The 22,389-nt window shown below is 65.3% G+C and carries 20 protein-coding genes and 1 riboswitch; of the genes, 16 read left to right on the top strand and 4 right to left on the bottom strand.

Annotated elements, in window-relative coordinates; translation table 11 throughout:
• Positions 1-47 precede the first annotated feature (47 nt).
• The 12 genes from AC1DJW_RS11940 (at position 48) to AC1DJW_RS11995 (ending at position 13,717) form a co-directional block, all read left to right on the top strand.
• Positions 48-1,004, top strand: coding sequence for an ABC transporter permease (locus tag AC1DJW_RS11940; RefSeq protein ID WP_390281171.1), 957 nt, complete (start codon positions 48-50; stop codon positions 1,002-1,004).
• A 2-nt stretch (positions 1,005-1,006) separates the two neighbouring features.
• Entirely contained in the window at positions 1,007-3,145 is a 2,139-nt protein-coding gene (locus tag AC1DJW_RS11945) for a dipeptide/oligopeptide/nickel ABC transporter permease/ATP-binding protein (protein WP_476901489.1), read from the top strand.
• Entirely contained in the window at positions 3,142-3,948 is an 807-nt protein-coding gene (locus AC1DJW_RS11950; RefSeq protein WP_284753455.1) for an ABC transporter ATP-binding protein, read from the top strand. The genes AC1DJW_RS11945 and AC1DJW_RS11950 overlap by 4 nt, the downstream gene beginning before the upstream one ends.
• Before the next feature lie 35 nt (positions 3,949-3,983).
• Positions 3,984-4,901 (top strand): dihydrodipicolinate synthase family protein, encoded by a 918-nt coding sequence (locus tag AC1DJW_RS11955; protein ID WP_476901490.1) that lies wholly within the window; start codon positions 3,984-3,986, stop codon positions 4,899-4,901.
• Positions 4,902-5,519: 618 nt separating this feature from the next.
• Entirely contained in the window at positions 5,520-6,479 is a 960-nt protein-coding gene (locus AC1DJW_RS11960; protein ID WP_476901491.1) for an ROK family protein, read from the top strand.
• A gap of 38 nt (positions 6,480-6,517) precedes the next feature.
• On the top strand, positions 6,518-7,204 hold the full coding sequence (locus AC1DJW_RS11965; protein ID WP_476901492.1) for an N-acetylmannosamine-6-phosphate 2-epimerase: 687 nt from the start codon (positions 6,518-6,520) through the stop codon (positions 7,202-7,204).
• A 61-nt stretch (positions 7,205-7,265) separates the two neighbouring features.
• Entirely contained in the window at positions 7,266-8,726 is a 1,461-nt protein-coding gene (locus tag AC1DJW_RS11970) for a dihydrolipoyl dehydrogenase family protein (protein WP_476901493.1), read from the top strand.
• Positions 8,727-8,773: 47 nt separating this feature from the next.
• Positions 8,774-9,556 carry an alpha/beta fold hydrolase gene (locus AC1DJW_RS11975; protein WP_459341503.1) on the top strand — a complete coding sequence of 261 codons (783 nt, stop codon included), beginning with the start codon at positions 8,774-8,776 and terminating at the stop codon, positions 9,554-9,556.
• A gap of 101 nt (positions 9,557-9,657) precedes the next feature.
• Positions 9,658-10,386, top strand: coding sequence for an ABC transporter ATP-binding protein (locus AC1DJW_RS11980; RefSeq protein WP_390281186.1), 729 nt, complete (start codon positions 9,658-9,660; stop codon positions 10,384-10,386).
• Positions 10,383-12,419: a YhgE/Pip family protein gene (locus AC1DJW_RS11985; protein ID WP_476901494.1), complete on the top strand. Its 2,037-nt coding sequence runs from the start codon at positions 10,383-10,385 to the stop codon at positions 12,417-12,419. The genes AC1DJW_RS11980 and AC1DJW_RS11985 overlap by 4 nt, the downstream gene beginning before the upstream one ends.
• Positions 12,416-13,039 carry a TetR/AcrR family transcriptional regulator gene (locus AC1DJW_RS11990; protein WP_390281190.1) on the top strand — a complete coding sequence of 208 codons (624 nt, stop codon included), beginning with the start codon at positions 12,416-12,418 and terminating at the stop codon, positions 13,037-13,039. Before AC1DJW_RS11985 ends, AC1DJW_RS11990 begins: the two co-directional genes overlap by 4 nt.
• A gap of 72 nt (positions 13,040-13,111) precedes the next feature.
• A complete protein-coding gene (locus AC1DJW_RS11995; RefSeq protein ID WP_476901495.1) occupies positions 13,112-13,717 on the top strand; it encodes a hypothetical protein in 606 nt (201 codons plus the stop codon).
• Here AC1DJW_RS11995 and AC1DJW_RS12000 read toward each other — a convergent pair.
• Positions 13,690-14,631, bottom strand: coding sequence for an EamA family transporter (locus AC1DJW_RS12000; protein ID WP_284753469.1), 942 nt, complete (start codon positions 14,629-14,631; stop codon positions 13,690-13,692). The two genes, AC1DJW_RS11995 and AC1DJW_RS12000, sit on opposite strands and share 28 nt — an antisense overlap.
• A 72-nt stretch (positions 14,632-14,703) precedes the next feature.
• Between AC1DJW_RS12000 and AC1DJW_RS12005 the strand changes: the two genes are divergently transcribed.
• Positions 14,704-15,663, top strand: a complete 960-nt coding sequence (locus tag AC1DJW_RS12005; protein WP_476901496.1) for a LysR family transcriptional regulator — start codon at positions 14,704-14,706, stop codon at positions 15,661-15,663.
• A gap of 82 nt (positions 15,664-15,745) precedes the next feature.
• Here the strand turns inward: AC1DJW_RS12005 and AC1DJW_RS12010 are convergent, their stop codons facing one another.
• From AC1DJW_RS12010 to AC1DJW_RS12020, 3 genes are all read right to left on the bottom strand, one after another.
• Complete coding sequence (locus AC1DJW_RS12010) at positions 15,746-16,276, bottom strand: SixA phosphatase family protein (RefSeq protein WP_390281196.1); 531 nt, start codon at positions 16,274-16,276, stop codon at positions 15,746-15,748.
• A gap of 211 nt (positions 16,277-16,487) precedes the next feature.
• Positions 16,488-17,357 carry a winged helix-turn-helix domain-containing protein gene (locus tag AC1DJW_RS12015; RefSeq protein WP_390281198.1) on the bottom strand — a complete coding sequence of 290 codons (870 nt, stop codon included), beginning with the start codon at positions 17,355-17,357 and terminating at the stop codon, positions 16,488-16,490.
• A gap of 718 nt (positions 17,358-18,075) precedes the next feature.
• Positions 18,076-18,858, bottom strand: a complete 783-nt coding sequence (locus AC1DJW_RS12020) for a hypothetical protein (RefSeq protein ID WP_476901497.1) — start codon at positions 18,856-18,858, stop codon at positions 18,076-18,078.
• Positions 18,859-19,073: 215 nt separating this feature from the next.
• On the opposite strand from AC1DJW_RS12020, the gene AC1DJW_RS12025 reads away from it, so the two are divergent.
• From AC1DJW_RS12025 to AC1DJW_RS12035, 3 genes are all read left to right on the top strand, one after another.
• A complete protein-coding gene (locus tag AC1DJW_RS12025) occupies positions 19,074-19,814 on the top strand; it encodes a response regulator transcription factor (RefSeq protein WP_078106594.1) in 741 nt (246 codons plus the stop codon).
• 12 nt (positions 19,815-19,826) lie between these two features.
• Positions 19,827-21,305 carry a sensor histidine kinase gene (locus tag AC1DJW_RS12030; RefSeq protein WP_284753478.1) on the top strand — a complete coding sequence of 493 codons (1,479 nt, stop codon included), beginning with the start codon at positions 19,827-19,829 and terminating at the stop codon, positions 21,303-21,305.
• Between the two features lie 165 nt (positions 21,306-21,470).
• Positions 21,471-21,644, top strand: a riboswitch (cyclic di-AMP (ydaO/yuaA leader).
• 2 nt (positions 21,645-21,646) lie between these two features.
• Positions 21,647-22,384 (top strand): aggregation-promoting factor C-terminal-like domain-containing protein, encoded by a 738-nt coding sequence (locus tag AC1DJW_RS12035; protein ID WP_390281204.1) that lies wholly within the window; start codon positions 21,647-21,649, stop codon positions 22,382-22,384.
• The last annotated feature ends 5 nt before the right edge of the window (positions 22,385-22,389 follow it).

Below are 22,389 nucleotides of genomic sequence, written 5' to 3' on the forward strand. Positions count from 1 at the left end.
TACTGCGAGTCAGTTGGGCCCCCGCACCAAAGCAACCGGAGAACAAATTGGTCATGATATTGCGTCTGCTTGGACGCAGGCTCGCAGCATTGCCCCTGATGATCCTGGGCATCACGCTGCTGGTCTTCCTCGTCCTTCAAGCAGCACCAGGCGACCAGGCCAGCACTGCCCTCGGCGAAGGCGCCAGCGAGGCGGCCAAACAGCAGTACCGCCAGGACAACGGCCTGAACGATCCCCTTTTCGTCCAATACTTCCGCTTCCTGGGCAGGCTCCTGCAGCTAGATCTTGGCGTGACCACCCCGCCGTCCAAGTCGGTGGCAAGCATGATCGCCGCGGCCTTCCCGCTGACCCTCCAGCTGACGTTCCTCGGCGTGATCATCGCCGTCATCCTGTCCTTGGTTTTCGGCATCATCGGCGCCCTTTACCGCGACAAATGGCAGGACCAGTTGGTCCGGATCTTCTCCATCGCGGCCATCGCCACCCCGTCCTTCTGGCTTGGCATCCTGCTCATCCAGTGGTTCGCGCTTGGGGACAACCCGCTGTTTCCCTCGGGTGGAATCGCGACGCCGGAGTCCGGCTTCGGCGGTTGGCTCAACTCGATGGCGCTTCCGGCCCTCGCGCTCGGCATTCCGGTCTCCGCTTCCCTGATCCGCGTGGTCCGCACCTCGATGGTGGAGGAATTGGACCGCGACTACGTCCGGACAGCCATCGGCAACGGAGTCCCCTACCGCGAGGTGGTTTCCCGGAACGTCCTGCGCAACGCGCTCGTGACTCCGGTGACCGTGCTGGGACTCAGGATCGGCTACCTCCTGGGCGGCGCCGTCGTGATTGAAATGATCTTCGCCCTTCCGGGCATGGGCCAGCTGATCCTCAACGGCATCACCAACCTGGACGTCAACCTGGTCCAGGGCGTGGTCCTCACCATCTCGGTCACCTTCGTTCTGGTGAACATCGTGGTGGACCTCCTGTACCTGCTCATCAACCCCCGAATCAGGACGGTATAGCCATGCGCAGCAAACTTGCTGAACGGCTCAGCGCCCCGGGCGTCCGCTTCAAGTCCCTCCCCTGGGGATCGCGTTTTGCCCTGTTGTTCCTCGTGGTCATCGCCTTGGCAGCCATCTTCGCTCCGGTCATCGCGCCCCACGATCCCCTGGAAACGTTCATTCCTGCGCAAGCTCCGGACGGCGACCACTTCTTCGGCACCGACCGCCTGGGCCGCGACGTCTTCTCACGGCTCCTTTACGGCTCACAGTCCTCGCTCATGATCGGCCTCGGCGCAGTGGCCCTTGCGATCGTCGTCGGCGCCGTGCTTGGCTCGCTCGCCGCTACGTCCAGCAAGGCCGTCAACGAGATCATCATGCGCCTCATGGACATCCTCATGGCGTTCCCGGGCATCGCCCTCGCGGCAGTGCTCCTGGCGGCGTTCGGCAACTCGGTGCCCACCATCATCGTTGCGATCGCCATCATCTACACCCCGCAGCTCGCCCGCGTGGTCCGCGCCAATGTGCTGTCCCAATACGGTGAAGACTACGTCCGCGCCGAACGCGTGATGGGCGCCGGCCGCGCCTACATCCTGCTCAAGCACATTGTCCGCAACACCGCGGCCCCGGTGCTGGTTTTCGCCACGGTCATGGTGGCCGACGCCATCATCCTCGAAGCATCGCTGTCCTTCCTCGGCGCCGGCGTCCAGGATCCCGCGCCGTCATGGGGCAACGTGATCTCCTACGGCCGCAACCTGGTCCTCTCCGGCGGCTGGTGGGCAACCACCTTCGCCGGCCTCACCATCCTGCTCACCGTGCTTGCACTGAACATCCTCGCCGAGGGCCTCACGGATGCCATGGTGAATCCGAAGCAGCGGAAGGCACCGGTCGTGAAGGACGACGACGGTGCTGCCGCTGCCTTTGCGGGCGCCGCGGTGGCGGGCGCCGCCGTCGACACCGAGATCGCGACGTCGGTAGCCCAGTCTTCCGTGGTGGAACAGCACGAGCTCGACGGCGTTCGCGCCGCCAACGGCGATCCGCTCTCCGAAGAGGACTACGCGGCGTCCGTCCTGAACGATCCGCGGCTCGCAGCAGAGAACCCGCACGCACTGCTCGATACGGAGCTTGAGCTCCTCGCGTCGATTGAGGCCAAGCGCACCGATCGGCTTCCCCAGGTCCCAACCGACGCCCGGACCGTGCTGGAGGTCAAGAACCTGTCCATCCGCTTCCCCGGCCGCTTCGGCGAAACCGCGATCGTGGACAACGTCTCCTTCACCGTCCGCGAAGGGGAAACCATGGGACTGGTGGGCGAATCCGGTTGCGGCAAGTCCATCACGTCCCTCGCGATCATGGGCCTCCTGCCAAAGACCGCCGAGATCACCGGTTCCATCGTCTTCGATGGCAAGGAACTCCTGGATTCCGGCTCGAAGCACAGCAACGCCAAGGCCTACCAGGGCCTGCGCGGCGAACAGATCGCCATGGTGTACCAGGACGCGCTGAGCTCGCTCAACCCGTCCATGAAGATCAAGGAGCAGATGACCCAGCTGACCAGGCGAGGCGGCCGCAAGACCCCTGCCGAATTGCTGGAAATGGTCAAGCTCGATCCCGTGCGCACGCTCGCCAGCTATCCGCACGAGCTCTCCGGCGGCCAGCGCCAACGCGTGCTGATCGCCATGGCACTCTCCCGCTCGCCGAAAATCGTGGTGGCAGACGAACCCACCACCGCCCTGGACGTCACCGTCCAGAAGCAAGTAGTGGAGCTGCTCAACGAACTGCGCGAACAGCTCGGCTTCGCCATGGTCTTCGTCAGCCACGACCTCGCCCTGGTTGCCTCCCTGGCGCACCGGATCACGGTCATGTATGCAGGCCAGGTGGTGGAATCCGCACAAGCTTCGGAGCTCCTGCAGAACCCGCGGCACGAATACACGCGCGGTCTGTTGGGCGCAGTCCTTTCGATCGAGGCCGACGCCGTCCGCCTCCACCAGATCCCCGGCACCGTCCCCTCGCCGCGCGATTTCGCCGCTGGCGACCGCTTTGCGGCACGCTCGTTGAGGCCCGACGCCGACCCGAACCAGCAATTGGTCCTCGCCGTTGTTGAACACGCGGGCGGCGGAACGGACCGGGACCACTACTGGGCCAGCCACCTGAAGGAGGACGCAAAATGAGTGTTTCAACCGGCAAGCCGGTCATCGAACTGAAAGACGTCAAGGTCCACCACCGGGCCCGCACGGGCGGCCTCTTCCGGCCCAACATCGTCAAGGCAGTCAACGGCGTGGACTTCAGCATCAGCCGCGGCGAAACGGTCGGTATCGTCGGTGAGTCCGGCTGCGGCAAGTCCACGCTCGCTTCAGTGCTCGTGGGACTCCAGGCCCCGACGTCGGGCCAGGTGCTCTTCCACGGCAAGCCGGCCATCAAGCGCAACGCCCGGATGCGCAAGGAATTCGGACGCGCCGTCTCCGTGGTCTTCCAGGACCCCGCCACGGCACTCAATCCGCGCATGACCATCCAGGACATCCTCACCGATCCCCTGCAGGTGCACGGCATCGGCAACGCCGCGTCCCGCTCGGACAAGGTCAAGGAACTGCTGGCCCTCGTGGGCTTGCCGCAATCGGCGGCCGAGGTCACGCCGTCGCAAGTCTCCGGCGGCCAGCGCCAGCGCGTGGCGATCGCCCGCGCACTCGCCTTGGACCCGGACATCATCGTGGCGGACGAGCCGACGTCGGCCCTCGACGTTTCCGTCCGCGCCCAAGTCCTGAACCTGCTGTCCGACCTGAAAACCCAGCTGAACCTCGGCATGGTGTTCATTTCGCACGACATCCAGACCGTCCGCTACGTCTCCGACCGCATCTGCGTCATGTACTTCGGACAGATCGTCGAGGAAGGCCCGGCCGCCCAGATCTTCGACAACCCGAGCAACGACTACACCAAGAAGCTGCTCGGCGCCGCGCCCAGCCTGCTCCACACCTAAGTTTTCCCATCCAGATCCAAGCAACGGAGATTTCTGTGTCTACTCAGTTCCAGGGCGTCATTCCCCCGGTCATCACCCCCCGCCACGCGGACGGCCGCGTTGACACCGCGTCCCTGAAGAATGTCACCAAGCACCTGCTCGACGGCGGTGTGTCCGGCCTCTTCGTGTTGGGCTCCTCCGGCGAGGTCCCCTACATGACCAACGAAGAGCGCGAACTCGTCGTCTCCACGATCGCCGACGCAAACGCCGGTGCCGTGCCCCTGATCGTGGGCGCCAACGAACAAACGACCAACCGCGTCATCGAAGAAGCGCGCAAAGTTGTGGACCTCGGCGCCGACGCAATCGTGGTCACCTCCATGTACTACGCCATCGGCAACGCCCAGGAGACCGAAACCCACTTCCGCAGCATCCACGCTGCCGTGGACAAGCCGATCTTCGCCTACGACGTCCCCGTCCGCACCCACTTCAAGCTGCCCACCGACCTCTTGGTCCGCCTCGGCCGCGACGGCGTGATCGCAGGCGTCAAGGACTCCTCCGGCGACGACGTCTCCTTCCGCCAACTCATCCTCGCAGCCAAGGACATCCCCAACTTCGACATCTTCACAGGCCACGAAATCGTCGTCGACGGCGCCCTCCTCGCAGGCGCCCAAGGCGTGGTCCCCGGCCTCGGCAACGTCGACCCCGCCGGTTACCGCCGCCTGTTCGACGCCACCCAAGACGGAGACTGGACCGCCGCGGCCGCCGAACAAGACCGCCTGGCCGACCTCTTCGACATCGTCTACACCCCCAACGGCCGCGTCTCCGGCGGCGCAGCAGGACTAGGCGCTTTCAAGACCGCCCTCCAGATCATGGGCATCATCGAATCCAACACGATGAGCGCCCCGATGCTCTCCCTGAACGCCGAAGAAACCTCCGCAATCCGCACGATCCTCGAGCGCAACGGCCTGGTCTAAGGGGCGGCGCCGTTCTTCTCACCTGAGCGGGTTGCCGCCAGTTGGACGGTTTGGCGACCGTCACGTTTGGAGGGTTGCCGTGGTCGGGTCGTGCCGCAGGACCAGTTTTGCCGTCCCTTAGCGTTCAGCCCCTCCCCAAGCCTCGCAAGCTCGGCTCGGGCCCCTGGGGCTTCTCTTCCTCCCGACGCCGCATTACCGTCGCTGAGCGACTTCCGCAATGCTCTGGTCGGCGATGCGGGACTACACAAAACCGTCCCTCCGGCACTCGGGCGATTGCGGAACCTTTGTGGCAGGGTCGGGATCCGCACTGTGCCGCCTCAGGCGGCAGCAGGCGGGACAACAGGCGGCAGGTCCCGATCGGCGAGTCGACAGCGCAAAGCGCGGGCGCATTGTTTCGTGTAGGCGCGCATCGCCGACCAGAGTCGTCTGAAGGTCGCCCAGCGACCGGAAGACGACGTCGGGAGATGTCTAAGCGCCGGCGAAATGATGGGTCCGCGCTGTCCCAGCCAGAGCTAACCTCATCATCAACGAACCGCAGCCTGGGCGCCGCCGCGACGACGGCTAACCTGACCACACAGCAACCGCAGCAACAGCAACCGAACGATCCGGAGGACAAACATGATGTACGTGGTCGGGGTCGATCTTGGGGGGACGAAGACTGCCGCGGGGGTTGTGGGGGCCGATGGGGAGGTGTTGTTTTCGGAGCAGATTCCTACGCTGAGTCGGGGTGGGCGCGACGCTATTTTGAGGGCGACCGCGGCGCTCGTGGGGCGGCTCATAAGGCGGGCGGCGGGTGAGGGAATCGACGTCGGGCGTGTTGGCGTGGGTTCGGCCGGGGTCATTGATGCCGTGAACGGTGAGGTGGTTTCGGCGACTGATGCGATCCTGGGGTGGGCTGGGACCAGGTTGACCGCGGGGTTGGCGCAACTCCTTGGCTTGCCTAGGGGGTCAGTCAGCGCGGTCAACGACGTGCATGCGCATGCTCTGGGTGAGGCGTGGCGTGGGGCGGCTGCGGGGTCTTCGAGTTCGCTCATGGTGGCTTTCGGGACGGGTGTGGGCGGCAGTTTCGTGCTGGATGGCTCTCCTGTTTTGGGGCACCACTATGTGGGTGGGCACGTGGGACACTTTGCTTCGCCGTATGCCTATCACGAGGGCAGGGCCCTCCCGTGCGTTTGCGGCGGCTCGGGCCACGTCGAGGCGATCGCTTCGGGCCCGGCCATCCATGAATCCTTCCTCCGTTTCGGCGGCTCCCCGGCGGTCCCTGATACGCGTGCCGTGTTTGCTTTGGCTCACGACGGCGATCGTGCCGACTCGGCTGACAGTGCTGCCGCCATCAAGGCCATCGGCGCGGGCGCGGGTGCTGCCGGGCAGGCGATCGGCGGGCTCGTCAACATCCTCGACCCGGAGACGGTGGTGGTTTCCGGGGGTCTCGCGGATGCGGGAGATTTCTGGTGGAAACCCATGGAACGCGCCCTGCGCAAGGAGCTCATGGCCCCGCTTGCTGACATTCCCGTGCTTCGCGCGGCGCTAGGCAATACCGCGGCCATTGTGGGCGCGGCCAAACTCGTCCTGAACTGACACCCGAACACCCGAACCCCCTCGCAAGGAGACACCCCATGATCCTGACCCCCGATGGCCTCGAAGCCCTCCGCTCGCAGTTGATCGTGTCCTGCCAGGCCTACCCGGGCGAGCCCATGCGCGATCCCCGGACCACCGGCCAGGTGGCGGCGTCGGCGGTTATCGGTGGTGCCGCGGCAGTCCGGGTCCAGGGCATCGCTGACGTCCAATTCACCCGTGCGGCTCTGGAGGTTCCGGTGATCGGGCTCTGGAAGGACGGGCACGACGGCGTGTTCATCACCCCCACGCTCCGGCACGCCCTCGCCGTCGCGAATGCAGGCGCCCACGTCGTGGCTATCGACGGCACGCGGCGCACGCGTCCCGACGGCTTGACCCTCAAGCAAACCATTGACGGAATCCACGCCGAATCGCATGCCCTGGTCATGGCTGACTGCGGTTCTTTCGCTGATGCGGTGGCCGCCGTCGAAGCCGGCGCTGACCTGATCGGCACCACCCTGGCTGGGTACACGGGGGAGCGTTCCAAGACCGATGGCCCCGATCTTGAGCTTCTGGCGGAGATAGCCGGCGCCGGACTGGGCAAGCCGCTCATCGCCGAGGGCCGCATCCATACCCCCGCGCAGGCACGTCAGGCCCTCGACGCCGGCGCGTTCGCCGTCGTCGTCGGTACCGCCATCACGCATCCGGCGAGCATCACCGGCTGGTTCAAGGGCGCATTGGAGGCCTGATCCAGCAGAATCCGTCGCCACGTCCCTGATCCCGGCGAGCGTCCGGGCGTAGGCTTCTCCCATGGCTGAGGAGAATATCCGGGAATTCGATGTCATCGTGATCGGCGCCGGGGCCGTGGGTGAGAACGTTGCAGACCGAGTGGTCCGGGGCGGCCTTACCGCGGCCATTGTGGAGGCTGAGCTCGTCGGAGGGGAATGCTCCTACTGGGCCTGCATACCGTCCAAAGCGCTCCTTCGGCCTGGAACCGCGCTGCACACCGCCCAGTCAGTGCCCGGAGCATCGGACTCCGTCACGAAGGTCCTGGATCCCGCACCGGTCCTGAAATACCGCGATTACTTCACCAACAAATGGCAGGACGACGGCGCCGTGCAGTGGCTCGTGGATACGGGGATCGAGCTCATCCGGGGCCGCGCGCGCATCACGGGCCCCCGCGAAGTCCAAGTGGATGGCAAGGACGGCAACAGCTACTCGCTCAAAGCCCATCACGCCGTGGTCGTTGCCACCGGATCCACGCCCGTCATCCCGAAAGTCGACGGCTTGCGGGACGTCCCCTACTGGACAACCCGCGGCGCCACCTCTGCCCGATACATCCCGGCACGTTTCGTGGTGCTGGGCGGCGGGGTTGCCAGCGTCGAACTTGCCCAGGCGTTCGCCCGCTTGGGTTCGTCGGTCACTATCGTTGCGCGGGGCCGATTGCTGAGCGCGTTCCCTGCGGAAGCTGCCGACTTGGTTGCCGCAGGGCTTCGGGCGGACGGCGTCGATCTCCGTCTCGGGACAGACACTACGCTCGTCGAACACAACCCGGACCGCGCCTTCCGCGTCACCCTTGGCGACGGAACAGTCTTGAACTCTGACGAGTTGCTGGTGGCGACTGGCCGGCGGCCGGCCCTTGATAATTTGGGACTCGAGAACGTGGGGCTCGACGCCGAAGAGGGCAAGGCTTTGCGCCTCACCACGGACTCTAGCGGCTTGGTTGAGGGCGCCGCCAGCGACGGGACGAGCGGGCTCTGGCTCTACGCGGCCGGCGATGCCGCGGGATCGGTCTTCCTCACCCATCAGGGCAAGTACGAGGCCCGGGCAACTGGCGACGCCATCGTTGCGCGCGCCAGGGGAACCCTCCACGGCACCCCGAAGCCATGGAGCGCCCTCGCAAAGACAGCCGACGAATACGCGATCCCCAGCGTGGTCTTCACGGATCCGGAAGTGGCATCCGTAGGCCCGAGCCTCAAGCAGGCGCTGCAAAAGGGCATTAACGCAAACTCGGTGGAACTCCCCATCAATGTGTCCGGCTCCCAGCTGCATTCGGAAAATTACCAAGGCTGGGCGCAACTGGTTGTGGACGAGGACCGGAAAGTGGTGGTGGGCGCGACGTTCGCCGGGCCTGGAGTGGCCGAGCTTTTGCATGGCGCCAGCATCGCGATTGTGGGCGAAGTGCCGTTGGACCGGCTGTGGCATGCGGTGCCGTCGTACCCCACTATCAGCGAGGTGTGGCTGCGACTGTTGGAAAAGTACGGGCTGTAAGCCTGGTAGCCGTTGTGGCGCCGACGGGCCGGGAGGACAATGGCCGCATGGCCGAGCTCGTGGACATTGCCGGACACCCAACGTGGGTCGAAGACCGGGGCGGTCCCGGCGAACCCCTCCTGCTGCTGCACGGCGGCCTGAGCAACAGCGACGATCTGCTCAGGAGCATCGGACCGGGCCTATCGGAGCGGTTCCGGGTGGTCGCCTTCGATCGTCGAGGCCATGGGTATACCGCGGACACAGATGCCGAGTTCCACTACGCCGACATGGCCACCGAGACGGTACGGGTGCTCGAGGACGTCATAGGTGGCCCTGCCCATCTCGTCGGGTGGAGTGATGGTGGGATCGTTGGCCTCCTTGTCGCGCTCCGGCGACCCGAGCTTGTCAGCAAGCTGGTTGTCATCGGCACCAATTACCACTACAACGGCACCGTGCCCTTCGACATGGACCAGGATTCGCCGATCGCTCAGGAGCTGGGCAAGGCCTACATCGAGCGATCGCCCGACGGGCCGGAACACCTAGAGGTCGTCTTTGGCAAAAGTGTGGCAATGTTCACGTCGGAGCCGGAACTCACCACCACCGACATCGCGCACATCACACAGCCGGTTCTCGTGATGGTCGGTGACGACGACGTGGTCACGTTGCCCCATACCCTCTCGCTGTACGAGGCCCTGCCCCAAGGCCAGCTGGCCGTCATCCCGGGAGCCTCCCACGGGCTTCCCCTGGAACAGCCGGAGGTCGTCACGGGCTTGATAGCCAATTTCCTCGCTGCGGAAGAGCCGCCCCGCACGTTTATGCCCGTACGCCGCGCGAAGCCTGCCGAGGGGTAGCCACCTGAGGACCCCGCCCGGGAACCGCCGAGGCTATTTGAACTGACTGGTCAGTTCAGTTACGATTGGAGCAGATAACCAGTTCTGCGAAAGGTCCAATTGTGCTGTCTGCACAGCAACTCCAGATCGACGGCCGCCGGGACGATCTCCTGCCTCCCACGTCCCTCGAAGCCGGACGCGGCGAGCTCCTCCTGGTCAGCGGCGACGGTCAGGACCAGCGCACGGCATTGGCACTTGCGCTGAGCGGCCGGATGAAGACCAGCAAAGGCCTCCTGAGCTGGGACAACTCGGCGAAAATCAAGAAAGTCCGGGCCGCGAGCGCCCTCATTGACGCTCCCGGCGTCAACGAGCCGGAGCAGCATTTGAGCGTCCGCGACCTCGTCACCGAAGACCTCGCCCTCATCCCCCGCCGCTACCGTGGCGCCCTCCTCAGCAAGCCGTGGCTCAAGGTCAACCGATTCGAGGACATCGCCGGGCTGTGGATTGAGCAGCTCCCCGCGGATCGCCGCCTCGAGCTGCTGACAGCCCTGGCCCTCGCGGACCCCGCCATCGACCTCCTGGTGCTCGATTCCCCGGACCGGCACAGCGCGAACACTGGGGATTGGCTCCCCCGGCTTGAGCAGTTGGCGTACGACGCCGGGCGGCCGCTCGCCGTCGTCGCGGTCGTTTCTGCGCTCCCGGACAACTGGGACGGGCCGGCTGCGGTGATCGGCAACTCGGTCACGCATACGGCACCCGCAGAAGCACCCGCCGAACCCGCTGAAGCCGCAGAAGCCGCGCAAGAAGATCCCGAAGAAGTACCCGAAACCCTGCAAAGGACCGCAAAGTGACTGTTCTGCGGCTGGCCCGCTCCGAACTCAAGCGCATGACCGGCGGGCTCCTGCCTAAGCTGACCATCCTCGCCCTGACCATGGTGCCCCTGCTCTACGGAGCCGTGTACCTTTACGCGAACTGGGATCCATACGGCAACCTCAACCAGATCGACGCCGCGCTGGTCGTCGAGGACACGGGAGCCAAGCCGGCAAGCGGCCCGGAACTGCAGGCAGGCCAGAAGGTTGCCGACAGCCTCGTGGAGGGCCACGTCTTCAACTGGCAGCGGGTGACCACCACGGCCGAAGCCGACGCCGGTGTGGAATCCGGCAAGTACGCCTTCGCCCTGAAGATCCCGAAGGACTTCTCGGCCAATTTGGTCTCGCCGGGCAGCTTCGACGCCGCCAACCAAGCGATGCTCAACGTCACCACCAACGATGCGAACAACTACCTCCTCAGCACCATCGTGGACAAACTCACCACTGCGGTGCACTCCACTGTGGCCAAGGAAGTAGGCGAGGAAACCGCCAACCAACTCCTCACAGGCTTCGGCACCATCCACGCTTCGATCGTCAAGGCGTCCGACGGCGCCTCCCAACTTGCCGACGGCGTCGGGAAGCTCAGCGATGGCGCGGCAACCCTCCATGACGGCACCAGCAAGCTCAGCAGCGGTGCGTCCGAACTCCTGGCGGGCCAAAACAAGCTGCGCGACGGCGCGAATCAGCTGAACGACGGTGCCGGGCAGCTCAGCGCGGGCCTCACGGAGCTAAAGAACAAGACCGCATCCCTCCCGGCCGACTCCCAGAAGCTCGCCGACGGCGCCGCCCAAGTAGCCGCCGGGAACGCGCAGCTGAACGCGAAAGTCCAGGACGTCGTCGGGCAGCTTTCAGCGTTCGACGCCGGGGCGCGGGACCGCGTAGTAGGCAGCACCCAGAAACTCGTGGCTAGTGGTGTCATCACCCAGGACCAGGCCAACAAGATCTTGGCCGACTTCGACACCGCCGCCGCGTCCGGCCCAGTTACTGACGCGAAGGCCAAGATCTCGGCGGATGCCTCGCAGATCCAACAGCTTTCAGACGGGTCGGCCGCAGTCAGTGCGGGCGCAGCCAAGCTTGCGGGCGCCACCCCGGCGCTGACGGGCGCCATCGGCCAGGCCTCGGCAGGCGCGGACCAGCTCAGCTCCGGCGCTGCCACGCTCGCCGCCGGTGAACAGTCCGCCGTCAACGGCACGGCGGCCCTCGCGGACGGTGCCGCGAAGCTCGACGACGGCGCGGCGCAGCTTGCCAGCGGGGCCGCCACGGCCGCGGACGGATCCCGTACCTTGGCGAGCGAGTTGGCGAAGGGCGCCGGAAAGGTCCCGAACCCGAACGACGCCCAAAAGAGCGAGGTGTCCAAGGTGATCGCAGACCCTGTTGCGGTCAACAATGTCTCGCAGGCCAAGGCAGGTTCCTATGGCGCGGGCCTGGCCCCGTTCTTCCTGACGCTGTCCCTCTGGATCGGTGTGTTCATGCTGGTCCAGGCGATGCGTCCGATCACCCAGCGGGCATTGGCCTCGAACGCTCCGTCGTGGAAAATCGCGGTCGGCGGCTGGCTCCCGTTCTTCGTGGTGTCCGTGCTGCAGGCGAGCATCCTCACCCTTGTGGTGGACCTGGGGCTGGGACTCAACGCGGCGCACCCCGTGTGGATGTGGTTGTTCATGCTGGCTGCGGTCATGGCGTTCACGGCCCTCATCCAGGGCATCGTGGCTTTGCTGGGAACTCCTGGAAAGTTCGTCGTGCTGATCCTCTTGGTCCTGCAGTTGGTGTCTTCCGGCGGAACGTTCCCCTGGCAAACCACCCCCATGCCGCTGCATGTTGTGCACGAGATCATGCCGATGGGCTACGTAGTGACCGGCATGCGGCACTTGATCTATGGCGGTGACTTGTCCATGATCTGGCCGATTGTCCTGGGCCTGCTTGGCTACACTGTGCTGGGAGCCGCGCTTTCCACGCTGGCTGTCCGTAAACACAAGTTCAGGACCCTCAAGTCCCTGAAGCCGGAGATCGCGGTATGAGCATGCAGGACCCTGAGATTCCGGAGAAGAAGCTCCGCCCTGCCCGCACCAACGCGACCAAGCAGCGCCTCTTCGACGCTTCCATGGAACTGATCGGCGAGCGCGGCGCAGCAGGCGTGACGGTGGACGAGATCGCGGCCGCAGCCGGGGTGTCCAAGGGAACTGTCTATTACAACTTCGGCAGCAAGTCCGATCTGATCGCCCAGTTGCTGCGCCACGGCGTCGACATCATGCTCGGCCGGCTCCAGACCATTGAAGGCCTGCACGCCGATCCGCTCGAGGCCATGGAGGCCATGCTCGGCCAGGCCATGGACTTCATGGACGACTACCCATCCTTCGCGCGGCTCTGGATCAGTGAGAACTGGCGGACGCCCAGCGAATGGGGCAAGCTCTTCGTCGAACTCCGCAGCGAGTTGTTGGCCGTGATCGGAGCGGCCATCGAAAAGGTCGCCAGCACCTACACCGTGGATACGGGCATTGCCCGGGGCAGCCTCGAGGCGGCGATGTTCGGAGCGATCTTCGTGGTGGGCCTTGACCGGCAGACGTACAACCCCGAGCGCACGCGCGAGCAGAGCATAGCGGCCATCATGACCATCATGCGCGGCTACGTGCTGCGGTAACGGTATGGCAACTGGTGCGTCTTGGGGCGTGGCGCTGCCTGCCGGTCAGGGATGATTAATCCCATGCATCACATGGGGAACAGCGGAAAGCTTGCGATCGTCTCTGCCGTGGTGTCCGCTGGTTTGCTGGTGCTCCTCGCCATCACCCTTGACGAAACCGTGATGTACATCTTCCTCGGGGTCTTGGCGATCGGCTATCTGGCGTGCGTCGCCGAGGTTTTCACCCGCCGCAGGTACTTCATGCTTGTTCTCGGAGCCATCTCGACGACCCTTTTCATCGCGTTCGGAATTGCGTTCCTTCGCATGTGGGGACTCGCCTTCAACCAGGACGAGAACGCCCTGGGCAGCGCGGTGAGCACCAAGGATTCGGACATCTACTTCTACCTCGCCGCACTTTCCGGCTGCAGCTCCCTGCTGGTCCTGTTCGTGGGGGCGGTCTGGCCATCCCGTCGTGCGAAGGCTGCGGCCCGTCCGGCTGCCCGGCGGCCGGCGCCACGGCCTGCTTCGCGGCCTTCCCCGGCACCCACCAGGTCCGCCCAGCGGCCGGCGGCACGTCCGGCGTCGGGGGCTGTAAAGCGCCCTGCACCGCGCTCCCCCGCCGCCCCCGCCAAGCGCCCGACGACGGGATCGCCTATTCCGCGATCGCCGGCTCAGCGCAAGCCGGCCCCCAAGCGCTGACGCACTTCGGGCGCCGCCACATTCCCGGGCTTCGCGCGCCGCTGCAGCACGGCTGTCGCCACGCCGCCCAGCAGGAGGAGGCCGCCGGCCAGTTCCGCCGTCGTCGGGACCTCTGAGATGAGCAGCCACGCCGCGGTCATTCCCACCACCGGGACCAACAACGTGAACGGCACCACGGCCGAGCTCGGGTAGAGGCTGAGCAGCCGGTTCCAGATGCCATAACCCACCAGGGAGGCGAATACGGCGGTGTACAGGGCGCTCAGGATGGTCGCCGGTTGCAGGTTGGTGAGGGTCCCGACGACGGCGGCCGGGCCGTCCACGATGAGCGACAGCGCCGCAAGCGGCAAGGGCACCACAGCCCCGGACCAGACCACCAGACCCAGTCCCGAGGCCGCCTTGGCCTTGCGGGCGATGATGTTACCCGCGGCCCAGGACAACGCGGCGGCGAGCACGATCATGAGCGGCACCACGGGTGCCACCAAGCTTCGGCCCACTGCCACGAGGGCAAGTCCGGCGACACCCAACACCACCCCCGTCAGTTGGCGCTTGCTGGGCCGCTCGCCGAGGAAGCGCGCCGCCAACAGCACCGTCAGGAGTACTTGCGCCTGCAGCACCAGGGAGGCGAGCCCGGCCGGCATGCCCAGCGCCATGCCCAGGTAGAGAAGGCCAAATTGCCCGGCGCTCATGAAGAGCCCGACGCCGATGATCGCCTTCCAGCTGACGTCAGGTTTGCGGACGAAGAAGATGCAGGGGAACACCACCAGCACAAAGCGGATGGCCACGAACAGTAGAGGCGGCACGTCGGCCGCGCCCCCGCTCCCGTTGCCGGGGTGCAATCCAAAGTCGATCGCGACGAAATTCAGGCCCCAAAGGACGGCGACAAGGACGGCGAGTGCTGAGTGGCGGATATTCACGATTCAACTCTGACAGCCAAGAGGATGAAGCACCAGCGTTGAATTCTGCATCAGATCATGTACGTTTGCTTCATGATTGAAATTGCGGCGCTACGGGCCCTCGTAGCAGTGGAACAGCAAGGCTCGGTGGTGGCTGCCTCGGAGGCCATGGGCTTCAGCCCTTCGGCGGTTTCCCAGCAGATCAAGAAGCTCGAGAAGCAGAGTGGCGTGACGGTCCTGGAACGCCACGGCCGCGGCGTTCTGCTGACGGACCGGGGCATGGCGTTGGCCGAGTACGGACGGCGCATCCTGGGCGAGTTGGAAGAACTGCAGGCCACCCTGCTCGCCGACCCGGAGAAGCCGAGCGGAGTGCTGCGTCTCGTGGCGTTTTCCACGGCCTGCCGCGGACTGGTAGGGCCGATGCTGGGGAAACTGGCTCCCGCTCGGACCGGCATCGGCGGCTCTTATGCAGCGGCGGGCTCCGGGCTCGGCGGCCCCGGGCTTGAGGTCCGCGTGGTGGCGGAGGACCCACGCGAGGCCGTCCAGAGGGTCGCCACCGGGGAGGCCGATCTCGGCGTCGTGCACAATTGGCACTCGGTGCCCCTCGTCATTCCGGAGAACATGGTCCACGAAGACCTCTGCCTGGACACCGCCGACGTCCTGCTGAACTCAGCCCACCCGCTGGCTGGCCGGACCGCCGTCGAGCCTTCCGACCTGGTGGACGAAAGCTGGATCAGCACGCCGGCCGGTGCCATCTGCAATGAGGCGTTGCTGGCGATCCTCGCAGGCCTGGGGCGGGTGCCGGACATCCGCATCTACGACCCCGACTTTTCCACGCATATCGCCATGGTCCAGCAGGGTGTGGCGGTGGCGCTGGTGCCGCGGCTCGGCCGGCCCGAGCTCCCCGCTGGAGTGGTAGCGGTGCCCGTGGTCAATCCGATGCAGCAACGCCAGGTGGGAATCGTGTACCGGAAGACCATGACGGCAAGCCCCAGTATCCGCCACGTGGTGCGCTTGCTGCAGGATGTGGCCGCAGGCCTCGAGGTGGACTAGTTCGGACCATCCGCGCGAACCGGCAGCAGATGCCCTCTGGCGGCGCAAAAAGGGGCATTATTTGCCGGTTCGCGCGAGGGAGCTACTTCTTCGGGCGCGGAACTGCGAAGTGCGTCAGCCGAGCATCCTGCCCATCTAGTTCGGCCCACGGCTTTTCGAGTTCCATCACCGTCATGGCACTCGTGGGATACCGCGTTGCGGCATCCATGTAGGCGTCATGGTCCGAATCACGGGAAGCCAAGTGCATCGCGAGGTCCTGCACGCCGGGCATGTGCGAGAAGATCATGAGAGTCGTGACGGTTTCCGGTACATGGTTGATGACTGTCAACATGCGCTGCGCAGAGGCGGCATACAGACCGTCCTCAAGTTTCGGCGTCGGGGCCTTGTCCCCCAATTCGCTGCACACCCAAGTGCAGGTCTGCCGGGTCCGGAGCGCGGACGAACACAGGATAAAGTCCGGAATCACGTGGTGTTTGAGGAGCCACTTCCCGGCCAGGGGGGCTTCCCGGTGGCCACGCTCGGCAAGGGGTCGCTCATGATCCGGCACCCCGAGGGGCCAGTCCGACTTCGCATGCCGCATGATCACCAGCCGCTTGATGTGATGCTCGCTCATCCCCCCACCCTATCGCCGCGGAGGCACATGCTCACTGGTCCTGAGCTCAGGAATGCGGCCGCCTGGTTCGCGCGGGCGCTGTCGCGTGAGCGGGACATCCCGAAAGCGCCGTTGTTGCGTGAGGGACGAGCGCAGGCGCCGAGGGATCGTCCCGCGGAAGCGAAAGCGCCCGCCCCCAAAGAACGGAGCGGGCGCTTTGAGCGCGTGGAGACTAGATCGAGTATTCCGGAGCGGCCCAGACGATGACCTCGGGGTGCTCGTAGAAACGGTAGCCCTGGCCTCGTACGGTGCGGACCGTGTTCGCGAGGCGGCCGAGCTTGGAGCGGAGGCGCCGGATGTGGACGTCGATGGTGCGCTCGTTGGGGACCTCTTCGGCGTTGCGCCACAGGCCCTCGAGGAGTTCGTCGCGGCCCACGGTCCGGGTGCCGTTCTCGACAAGGTAGTTGAGGAGCTCGAATTCCTTGAACGTGAGGTTCAGGGATTCGCCGTCGAGGTGCACCTCACGGCGGGCGAGGTCGATCAAGACACCCGACGGGCGGGCTTCCTGTGCAGGCTGCGGGCGGAGAGCCTCGGAGCGCTGGCGGTTGCCAACGGTGGGGTCACCGAAAGTCGAGCGGACGACGTCGAGCGCGGAACCGGGGGCGCTGGCCGGGGCTACCGCGACGGCGGCATAGCTCTCGGCGCCGGAAACGAGGGACTGCGCGTAGGCCCGGATTTCCTGGGCAAGCTTGGCAATGGACGTTCCGGCGGCCGCAGCCGTGTCTTCGTCGATGCCCATGTAGAGCACGAATCCGCGGGCCACATTGTCATTTGCAACGGGACGGATGGAGCGGTCCGCTGGAGCCAGGACAGGCGTGGGTGCAGTCATCGGCGAGGCCTCGTTGACGGGAACAGCGCGGAGCTGGCCGTAGGAGTTGGGGTTGTAGCCCTGGGGGACGTAACCGGGCGCCTGGCTGGCACCCTGCGGTGCGGGCTGGGCGTAGGCCGGGCGGTTGCCGAAGCCGGGACGCAGGCCGGCGTTCGACGCGGCCTTATTGGCGTTACGGACGGAGATGTGGACGTATCCGGATGCAACTGACATGGATTGCTTACCTCAAAGTGAATAGCCGTCATCGCGGCTTCGAATGCTGGTCTGGTCCCCGCAATGAGATGGGGAGGGGCGCCCGACGCTGGGCAGGGGGCGAATGCCTGAAACTTGTTGGGGTCTTAAGTTAGGCATGCATTCGACAACAGCTCATCGAAAAACCAGCGGGTACGCTGGGCTCGATCGCTGCGGCTGCAGATGCTGTTGAGTTCTTGTTCACATTTGAAGTGTGCAACGTAACAAAGGGAACTTGCAAGTAACAAAGGGCCGAACCGTCCACATTTTGAGACGAATCGGACTATTGTGCCGCACATCACAATTCAGACATGTCCAAATGTGACCCATTCTCGTTCGTCACAATGGCTATTCTCAGTGAAATATTCGAATAAAATTTGATGAAGTTGTCCTTTTCTGAATCTTAAGTCACGTCACGCGCTTGCCTTTGAATCTCGAGATATGAAACAACCCTTGTCCAATCCTGGATCCGCGTCTCGTGAAAATTTTTTGGCAAATCGTCTGCTAGGGGCTTTGCAATCGCCCTCCTCACCCCGCGCTCGCATTGGATGTCGTTCTGAAGGCCCGCACCGAAATCAACTGCGTGGGCCCACGCCGCGAGGGTTCCCTGGCCGTGGGGCCACGCCGGCGAGGGTCCCTGCCTGAGCTTGCGAAGGCTGGGAGCCGGTGGGGACTTGCGAGGCGAGGGTGGCGGCGGGGACTAGTTGGTGGTGCCGGTTCCTTGGGTACTTGATGTGGTGGCAGTGACGATCTGGATGGACTGGGCCGTGTACTTATCGGATTCCTTGAGCGCTGTGACCCTCACGCTGGATCCGGATTTCACATCGGCGAGGGTCAGGGTGGTGCCAGTGGTTCCACTTCCGCGTTGCCGCATGCCTTCCTCTACCACGACGTCCGTTCCCAGCGTGTAAGTGCGGGTGAATCCGTCGTCGCTCTTGACAGTCATGGAGCTCGCCGAGATGTCGGTGACCGTACCCAGCTGGCCCGCCATGGTGACGTAGCTGCCGTTCTGGAGGACCACATATTCCGAGTGGACCGCGGCGTTCAGGCCACCCATGCCGACGCCGAGCCCGCCCGGACCTGCGTTCGTGCCGCCGGGGCCACCGAATCCGCCCTGGCCGTTCTGCCCGGCACCCGGTCCCTGCGCGTTGGTGGTATCAGCCGCCGCCGTCCCGTTTCCGGCGGCATATGCACCGGCTCCTGCCGCTGCAGCGACAACCACCGCGACGCCGCCAACAATGAGCCCCTTCTTCAGGCTCCAATTCTTGAAAAACGAAGGTCGGGGCTGTCCTGCGTTGTACTGCTGCGGCGCACCCCACCCAGCGCCAGGTTGCCCGGCTGACGGCGGCTGCGGCGCACCCCACCCAGCGCCAGGTTGCCCGGCACCAGGCTGCCCGGAATCATCAAGGGGCCGGATCACCGGCTGCGGGTGCCCATTCTCCGGCTCGGAACCAGGTACGGAGGGGTTGTTTTGCTGTTCCATGATGTTCTCCATCGAAGTCGGGACTGTTTGGTCGTAGATGTTCCTGTCCCAAACAGCGTCAGCCGCGTTGCTGTGCGTTGGCTGTGTCGAACTGCAGGCTTCCCTGTGACCTGCAGAACCGCTACAACCTCCGGACAGGTGGCTAGGCTGGGACTCACAGGGTGCTCACAGCATCGGCAAAGCACTGGCAAACCGGCAGATTGGAGAGTTGTCCCATGGCATCCTCGCACTCCATGACCAATAACCTTCCGCAGCTCAGCCACCCGGACGGTTCCCCCATCCGTGCCCTCGTGGTGGACGACGAACCCAGCCTCGCCGAGCTCATGAGCATGGGCCTACGCATGGCGGGCTGGTCGGTAGCTGTGGCCGGCGACGGTCCCGCCGCGGTAAAGCTCGCCAAGGACTTCCGCCCGGACGTCCTGGTACTGGATGTGATGCTTCCAGGGTTCGACGGCGTTGAGCTGCTGGGCAGGATCCGCGCCTTTGCGCCTGAGGTGCCCGCGCTCTTCCTCACCGCGAAGGATGACGTGCAGGACCGGATTGTCGGGTTGGCAGCCGGCGGCGACGATTATGTCACCAAGCCCTTCAGCATGGAGGAAGTCCTGTTGCGCCTGCACCGCCTGGTCCAGCGCTCGGGAGTGGCCGCGATGGACACGGCCGAGCTGGTGGTGGGTGACTTGACCCTGAACGTGGACACCCGCGAAGTTACCCGCGGCGGCGAGGACATCCCGCTCACGGCAACCCAGTTCGAACTCTTGCGCTACCTCATGGAAAATCCCAAGCGCGTGGTGAGCAAGGCCCAGATCCTGGACCGTGTGTGGGACTACGATTTCGGCGGCCAAGCCAACATCGTGGAGCTTTACATCTCATACCTGCGCAAGAAGATCGAGGCCAACCACCCGCCCATGATCCACACGGTGCGCGGAGCCGGCTACGTCATCAAGCCTGCCGAATAGCCGGGGCGCCGAATGTCCGCACTCTCGGGTATCCCCCGCCAGACTGACCACAGCTGGTTCAATCCTTCAACCTGGCACTTGCGCACGCGCTTGATCTTGCTCTCGATGGCACTCCTTGTGGCCATCTGCGGTGCCGTCGGGGTGGTCAGCTATGCCTCCATGGACGTGTTCCTCACGAAGCAGCTGGACCAGCAATTGATGCAGGCCTCCCATGGCCGCCCACCGCAGGGCAACCCGGGCGGCCGTCCGGACCCCTTGGATCCCCGGGGCCAGAGCATCGGCACGCTGAATGCACGCATTCTTGGCGGCCAGGTGAGCAGTGATGCCGGATTCTTGTCCTCCGATGCCACCCGTGCGCCGTTGTCCCCCAGCGACGCGCGAATCCTGTTGGCCCTCCCCTCCGACGGCCGCCCTGTTGATCGCACCCTGTCCAGTGGCGGCTACCGGCTGGTGGCTGCCGAAACACCCTACGGCGATGTGGTTATCACGGGGCTGCCGCTCGCCTCGAAAGAGGACACCGAAGCCTCGCTCGTGTGGACCATGGTGCTGGTGTCCTTGGGCGGACTGGTCCTGATCGGGCTGGCCGGAACGGTGCTGATCCGCCGCACCATGCGCCCCTTGGAGCAACTCTCCGACGTCGCCACCAAGGTATCGAAACTTCCGCTCGACGCCGGCGAGGTGGCCCTCGCGGTGCGCGTTCCTGCGTCGGCGGCCCACCCGAGCACCGAAGTGGGAAGCGTCGGCCATGCATTGAACCTGATGCTGGACAACGTCTCCAGCGCCCTCGAAGCGCGCCAGCAAAGTGAGACAAAGGTGCGCCAGTTCGTGGCCGACGCGTCGCACGAACTACGCACTCCGCTGACCGCCATCCGCGGCTACACCGAACTCTTGCGCATGACCGAGACGTTCACGGAGGACGGCCGCAAGTCACTGGGCCGGGTGCAGAGCCAGTCAGAACGCATGACCACCCTCGTAGAGGACCTCCTTCTCTTGGCCCGGCTTGACGAAGGGAAGGCGCCGGAGTTCACCGATGTGGACCTTACGCAGTTGGTGATCGAAACCGTCAGCGACGAGAAAGTCATGGCCCCCGAGCACATCTGGCAGCTCAAGCTCCCGGATGAGCCCCTCACGGTCCGCGGCGACACCACCCAACTCCACCAGGTTCTGGCGAATCTGCTCTCCAATGCCCGCAAGCACACCGAGGCGGGAACCACCGTGGTCACGGGCGTCATGCGCTCCGCCGATGGCAGTGCCGTGGTGACCGTGACCGACAACGGCCCGGGCATCCCGCCTGAATTCCAGGGCAGGATCTTCTCGCGCTTTGCCCGTGCCGACGCCGCCCGCTCCGGTTCCGAGGGCACGTCCGGGCTCGGCCTTTCGATTGTGGAATCCATTGTCCAGGCGCATGGCGGCACGGTGGAAGTGGCGTCCCGCCCGGGCCGGACGGAGTTCGCGGTGCGGCTCCCGGCGCTCAGGACCGCCACCGCCTGAAGAGACCAACCAGAAAAGCGCGACGCCGGTGCGCGTCGAGCGCAAGTCGACGCACCGGCGTCGTGATCTCCGTTACCTAAATGTGACTTAAGCTGGATCCTCCTGTACCGTCGAATGGGTGCGCTGGATCATTCCGGCCACCGCCGGGTAGGCGCCGAGCTCTGCCACTCCCCGGTGCCCAACAGTCCAGGCAGAGACGGGGGACCCAGGTCTCCGGGCAAGCGCTCATGTTGAGCCAGCCCTAGGGGTGAAGCCGTACCGCCACAATTCGCTGTGGCCACGGCCGGATGACCTCATCCGAATCCGACAGCTAACTCCGCAGGCGTCGAGAGGCAATCACCATGTCTGATTCCAGGAATCAGTCGCGCCCTGTTGCGCGCCACCGCGGCGAACCTGCCCGGAGAAACAAGTCACGTTCCACCTTGAGGCGAGTCGCCTCGAACCTCGGCACCGGCCAGCGCATGGCCGTTGTTGCCGGCGTCGTCGCCGTGTTCCTCGGTGCAGGCGCCGCCACCCAGGCCGCCGGACAGGCCATCAATGCCCAGGACATGAGCCGGACCTCCGAATCGCGCACGGCGGATCACTCAGCCATGCCATCAGCCAGCGCCACGCCGTCGGCGAGCGCAAGCGCGAGCCCCAAGCCGAGCGCCACGCCGACGCCGAGCCAGGCACCCGCCCCTGCTCCGGCCGCCGTCGCGCCCCAGGCTGCCGCACCGGCCGCCCCCGCGGCACCCCCGGCGCCAGCAGCTCCGGCCGCACCCGTCGCCGTCGATGATCCGGCTGGCGCCCAGGCCTACGCCGCGAGCATCCTTCCCTCCTACGGTTGGGGCCAGGGCGAAATGTCAGCCCTGATCACCTTGTGGAACAAGGAATCGGATTGGCGCACCACTGCCACCAACGCCTCCAGTGGCGCCTACGGCATTGGGCAATCGCTGCCGGGCAACAAGATGGCATCAGAAGGCGCCGACTGGCAGACCAATTACCAGACTCAGATCCGCTGGGGCCTGAACTACATCAAGGAACGCTACGGATCGCCGTCGGCGGCGTGGTCCTTCCACTTGGCCCACAACTGGTACTAAGCCCA

This window comes from Arthrobacter sp. 05L417, assembly GCF_056397865.1.

Bases quoted from the DNA above. Each gene is read 5' to 3' on its own strand.
- AC1DJW_RS11960 (WP_476901491.1), top strand. From the start codon at position 5,520: ATGATGTACGTGGTCGGGGTCGATCTTGGGGGGACGAAGACTGCCGCG.
- AC1DJW_RS12020 (WP_476901497.1), bottom strand. From the start codon at position 18,858: ATGGAACAGCAAAACAACCCCTCCGTACCTGGTTCCGAGCCGGAGAAT.
- AC1DJW_RS11995 (WP_476901495.1), top strand. From the start codon at position 13,112: ATGGGGAACAGCGGAAAGCTTGCGATCGTCTCTGCCGTGGTGTCCGCT.
- AC1DJW_RS11990 (WP_390281190.1), top strand. From the start codon at position 12,416: ATGAGCATGCAGGACCCTGAGATTCCGGAGAAGAAGCTCCGCCCTGCC.
- AC1DJW_RS12030 (WP_284753478.1), top strand. From the start codon at position 19,827: ATGTCCGCACTCTCGGGTATCCCCCGCCAGACTGACCACAGCTGGTTC.
- AC1DJW_RS11945 (WP_476901489.1), top strand. From the start codon at position 1,007: ATGCGCAGCAAACTTGCTGAACGGCTCAGCGCCCCGGGCGTCCGCTTC.
- AC1DJW_RS11965 (WP_476901492.1), top strand. From the start codon at position 6,518: ATGATCCTGACCCCCGATGGCCTCGAAGCCCTCCGCTCGCAGTTGATC.
- AC1DJW_RS12035 (WP_390281204.1), top strand. From the start codon at position 21,647: ATGTCTGATTCCAGGAATCAGTCGCGCCCTGTTGCGCGCCACCGCGGC.
- AC1DJW_RS12010 (WP_390281196.1), bottom strand. From the start codon at position 16,276: ATGAGCGAGCATCACATCAAGCGGCTGGTGATCATGCGGCATGCGAAG.
- AC1DJW_RS12025 (WP_078106594.1), top strand. From the start codon at position 19,074: ATGGCATCCTCGCACTCCATGACCAATAACCTTCCGCAGCTCAGCCAC.
- AC1DJW_RS11950 (WP_284753455.1), top strand. From the start codon at position 3,142: ATGAGTGTTTCAACCGGCAAGCCGGTCATCGAACTGAAAGACGTCAAG.
- AC1DJW_RS11975 (WP_459341503.1), top strand. From the start codon at position 8,774: ATGGCCGAGCTCGTGGACATTGCCGGACACCCAACGTGGGTCGAAGAC.
- AC1DJW_RS12015 (WP_390281198.1), bottom strand. From the start codon at position 17,357: ATGTCAGTTGCATCCGGATACGTCCACATCTCCGTCCGTAACGCCAAT.
- AC1DJW_RS11970 (WP_476901493.1), top strand. From the start codon at position 7,266: ATGGCTGAGGAGAATATCCGGGAATTCGATGTCATCGTGATCGGCGCC.
- AC1DJW_RS12005 (WP_476901496.1), top strand. From the start codon at position 14,704: ATGATTGAAATTGCGGCGCTACGGGCCCTCGTAGCAGTGGAACAGCAA.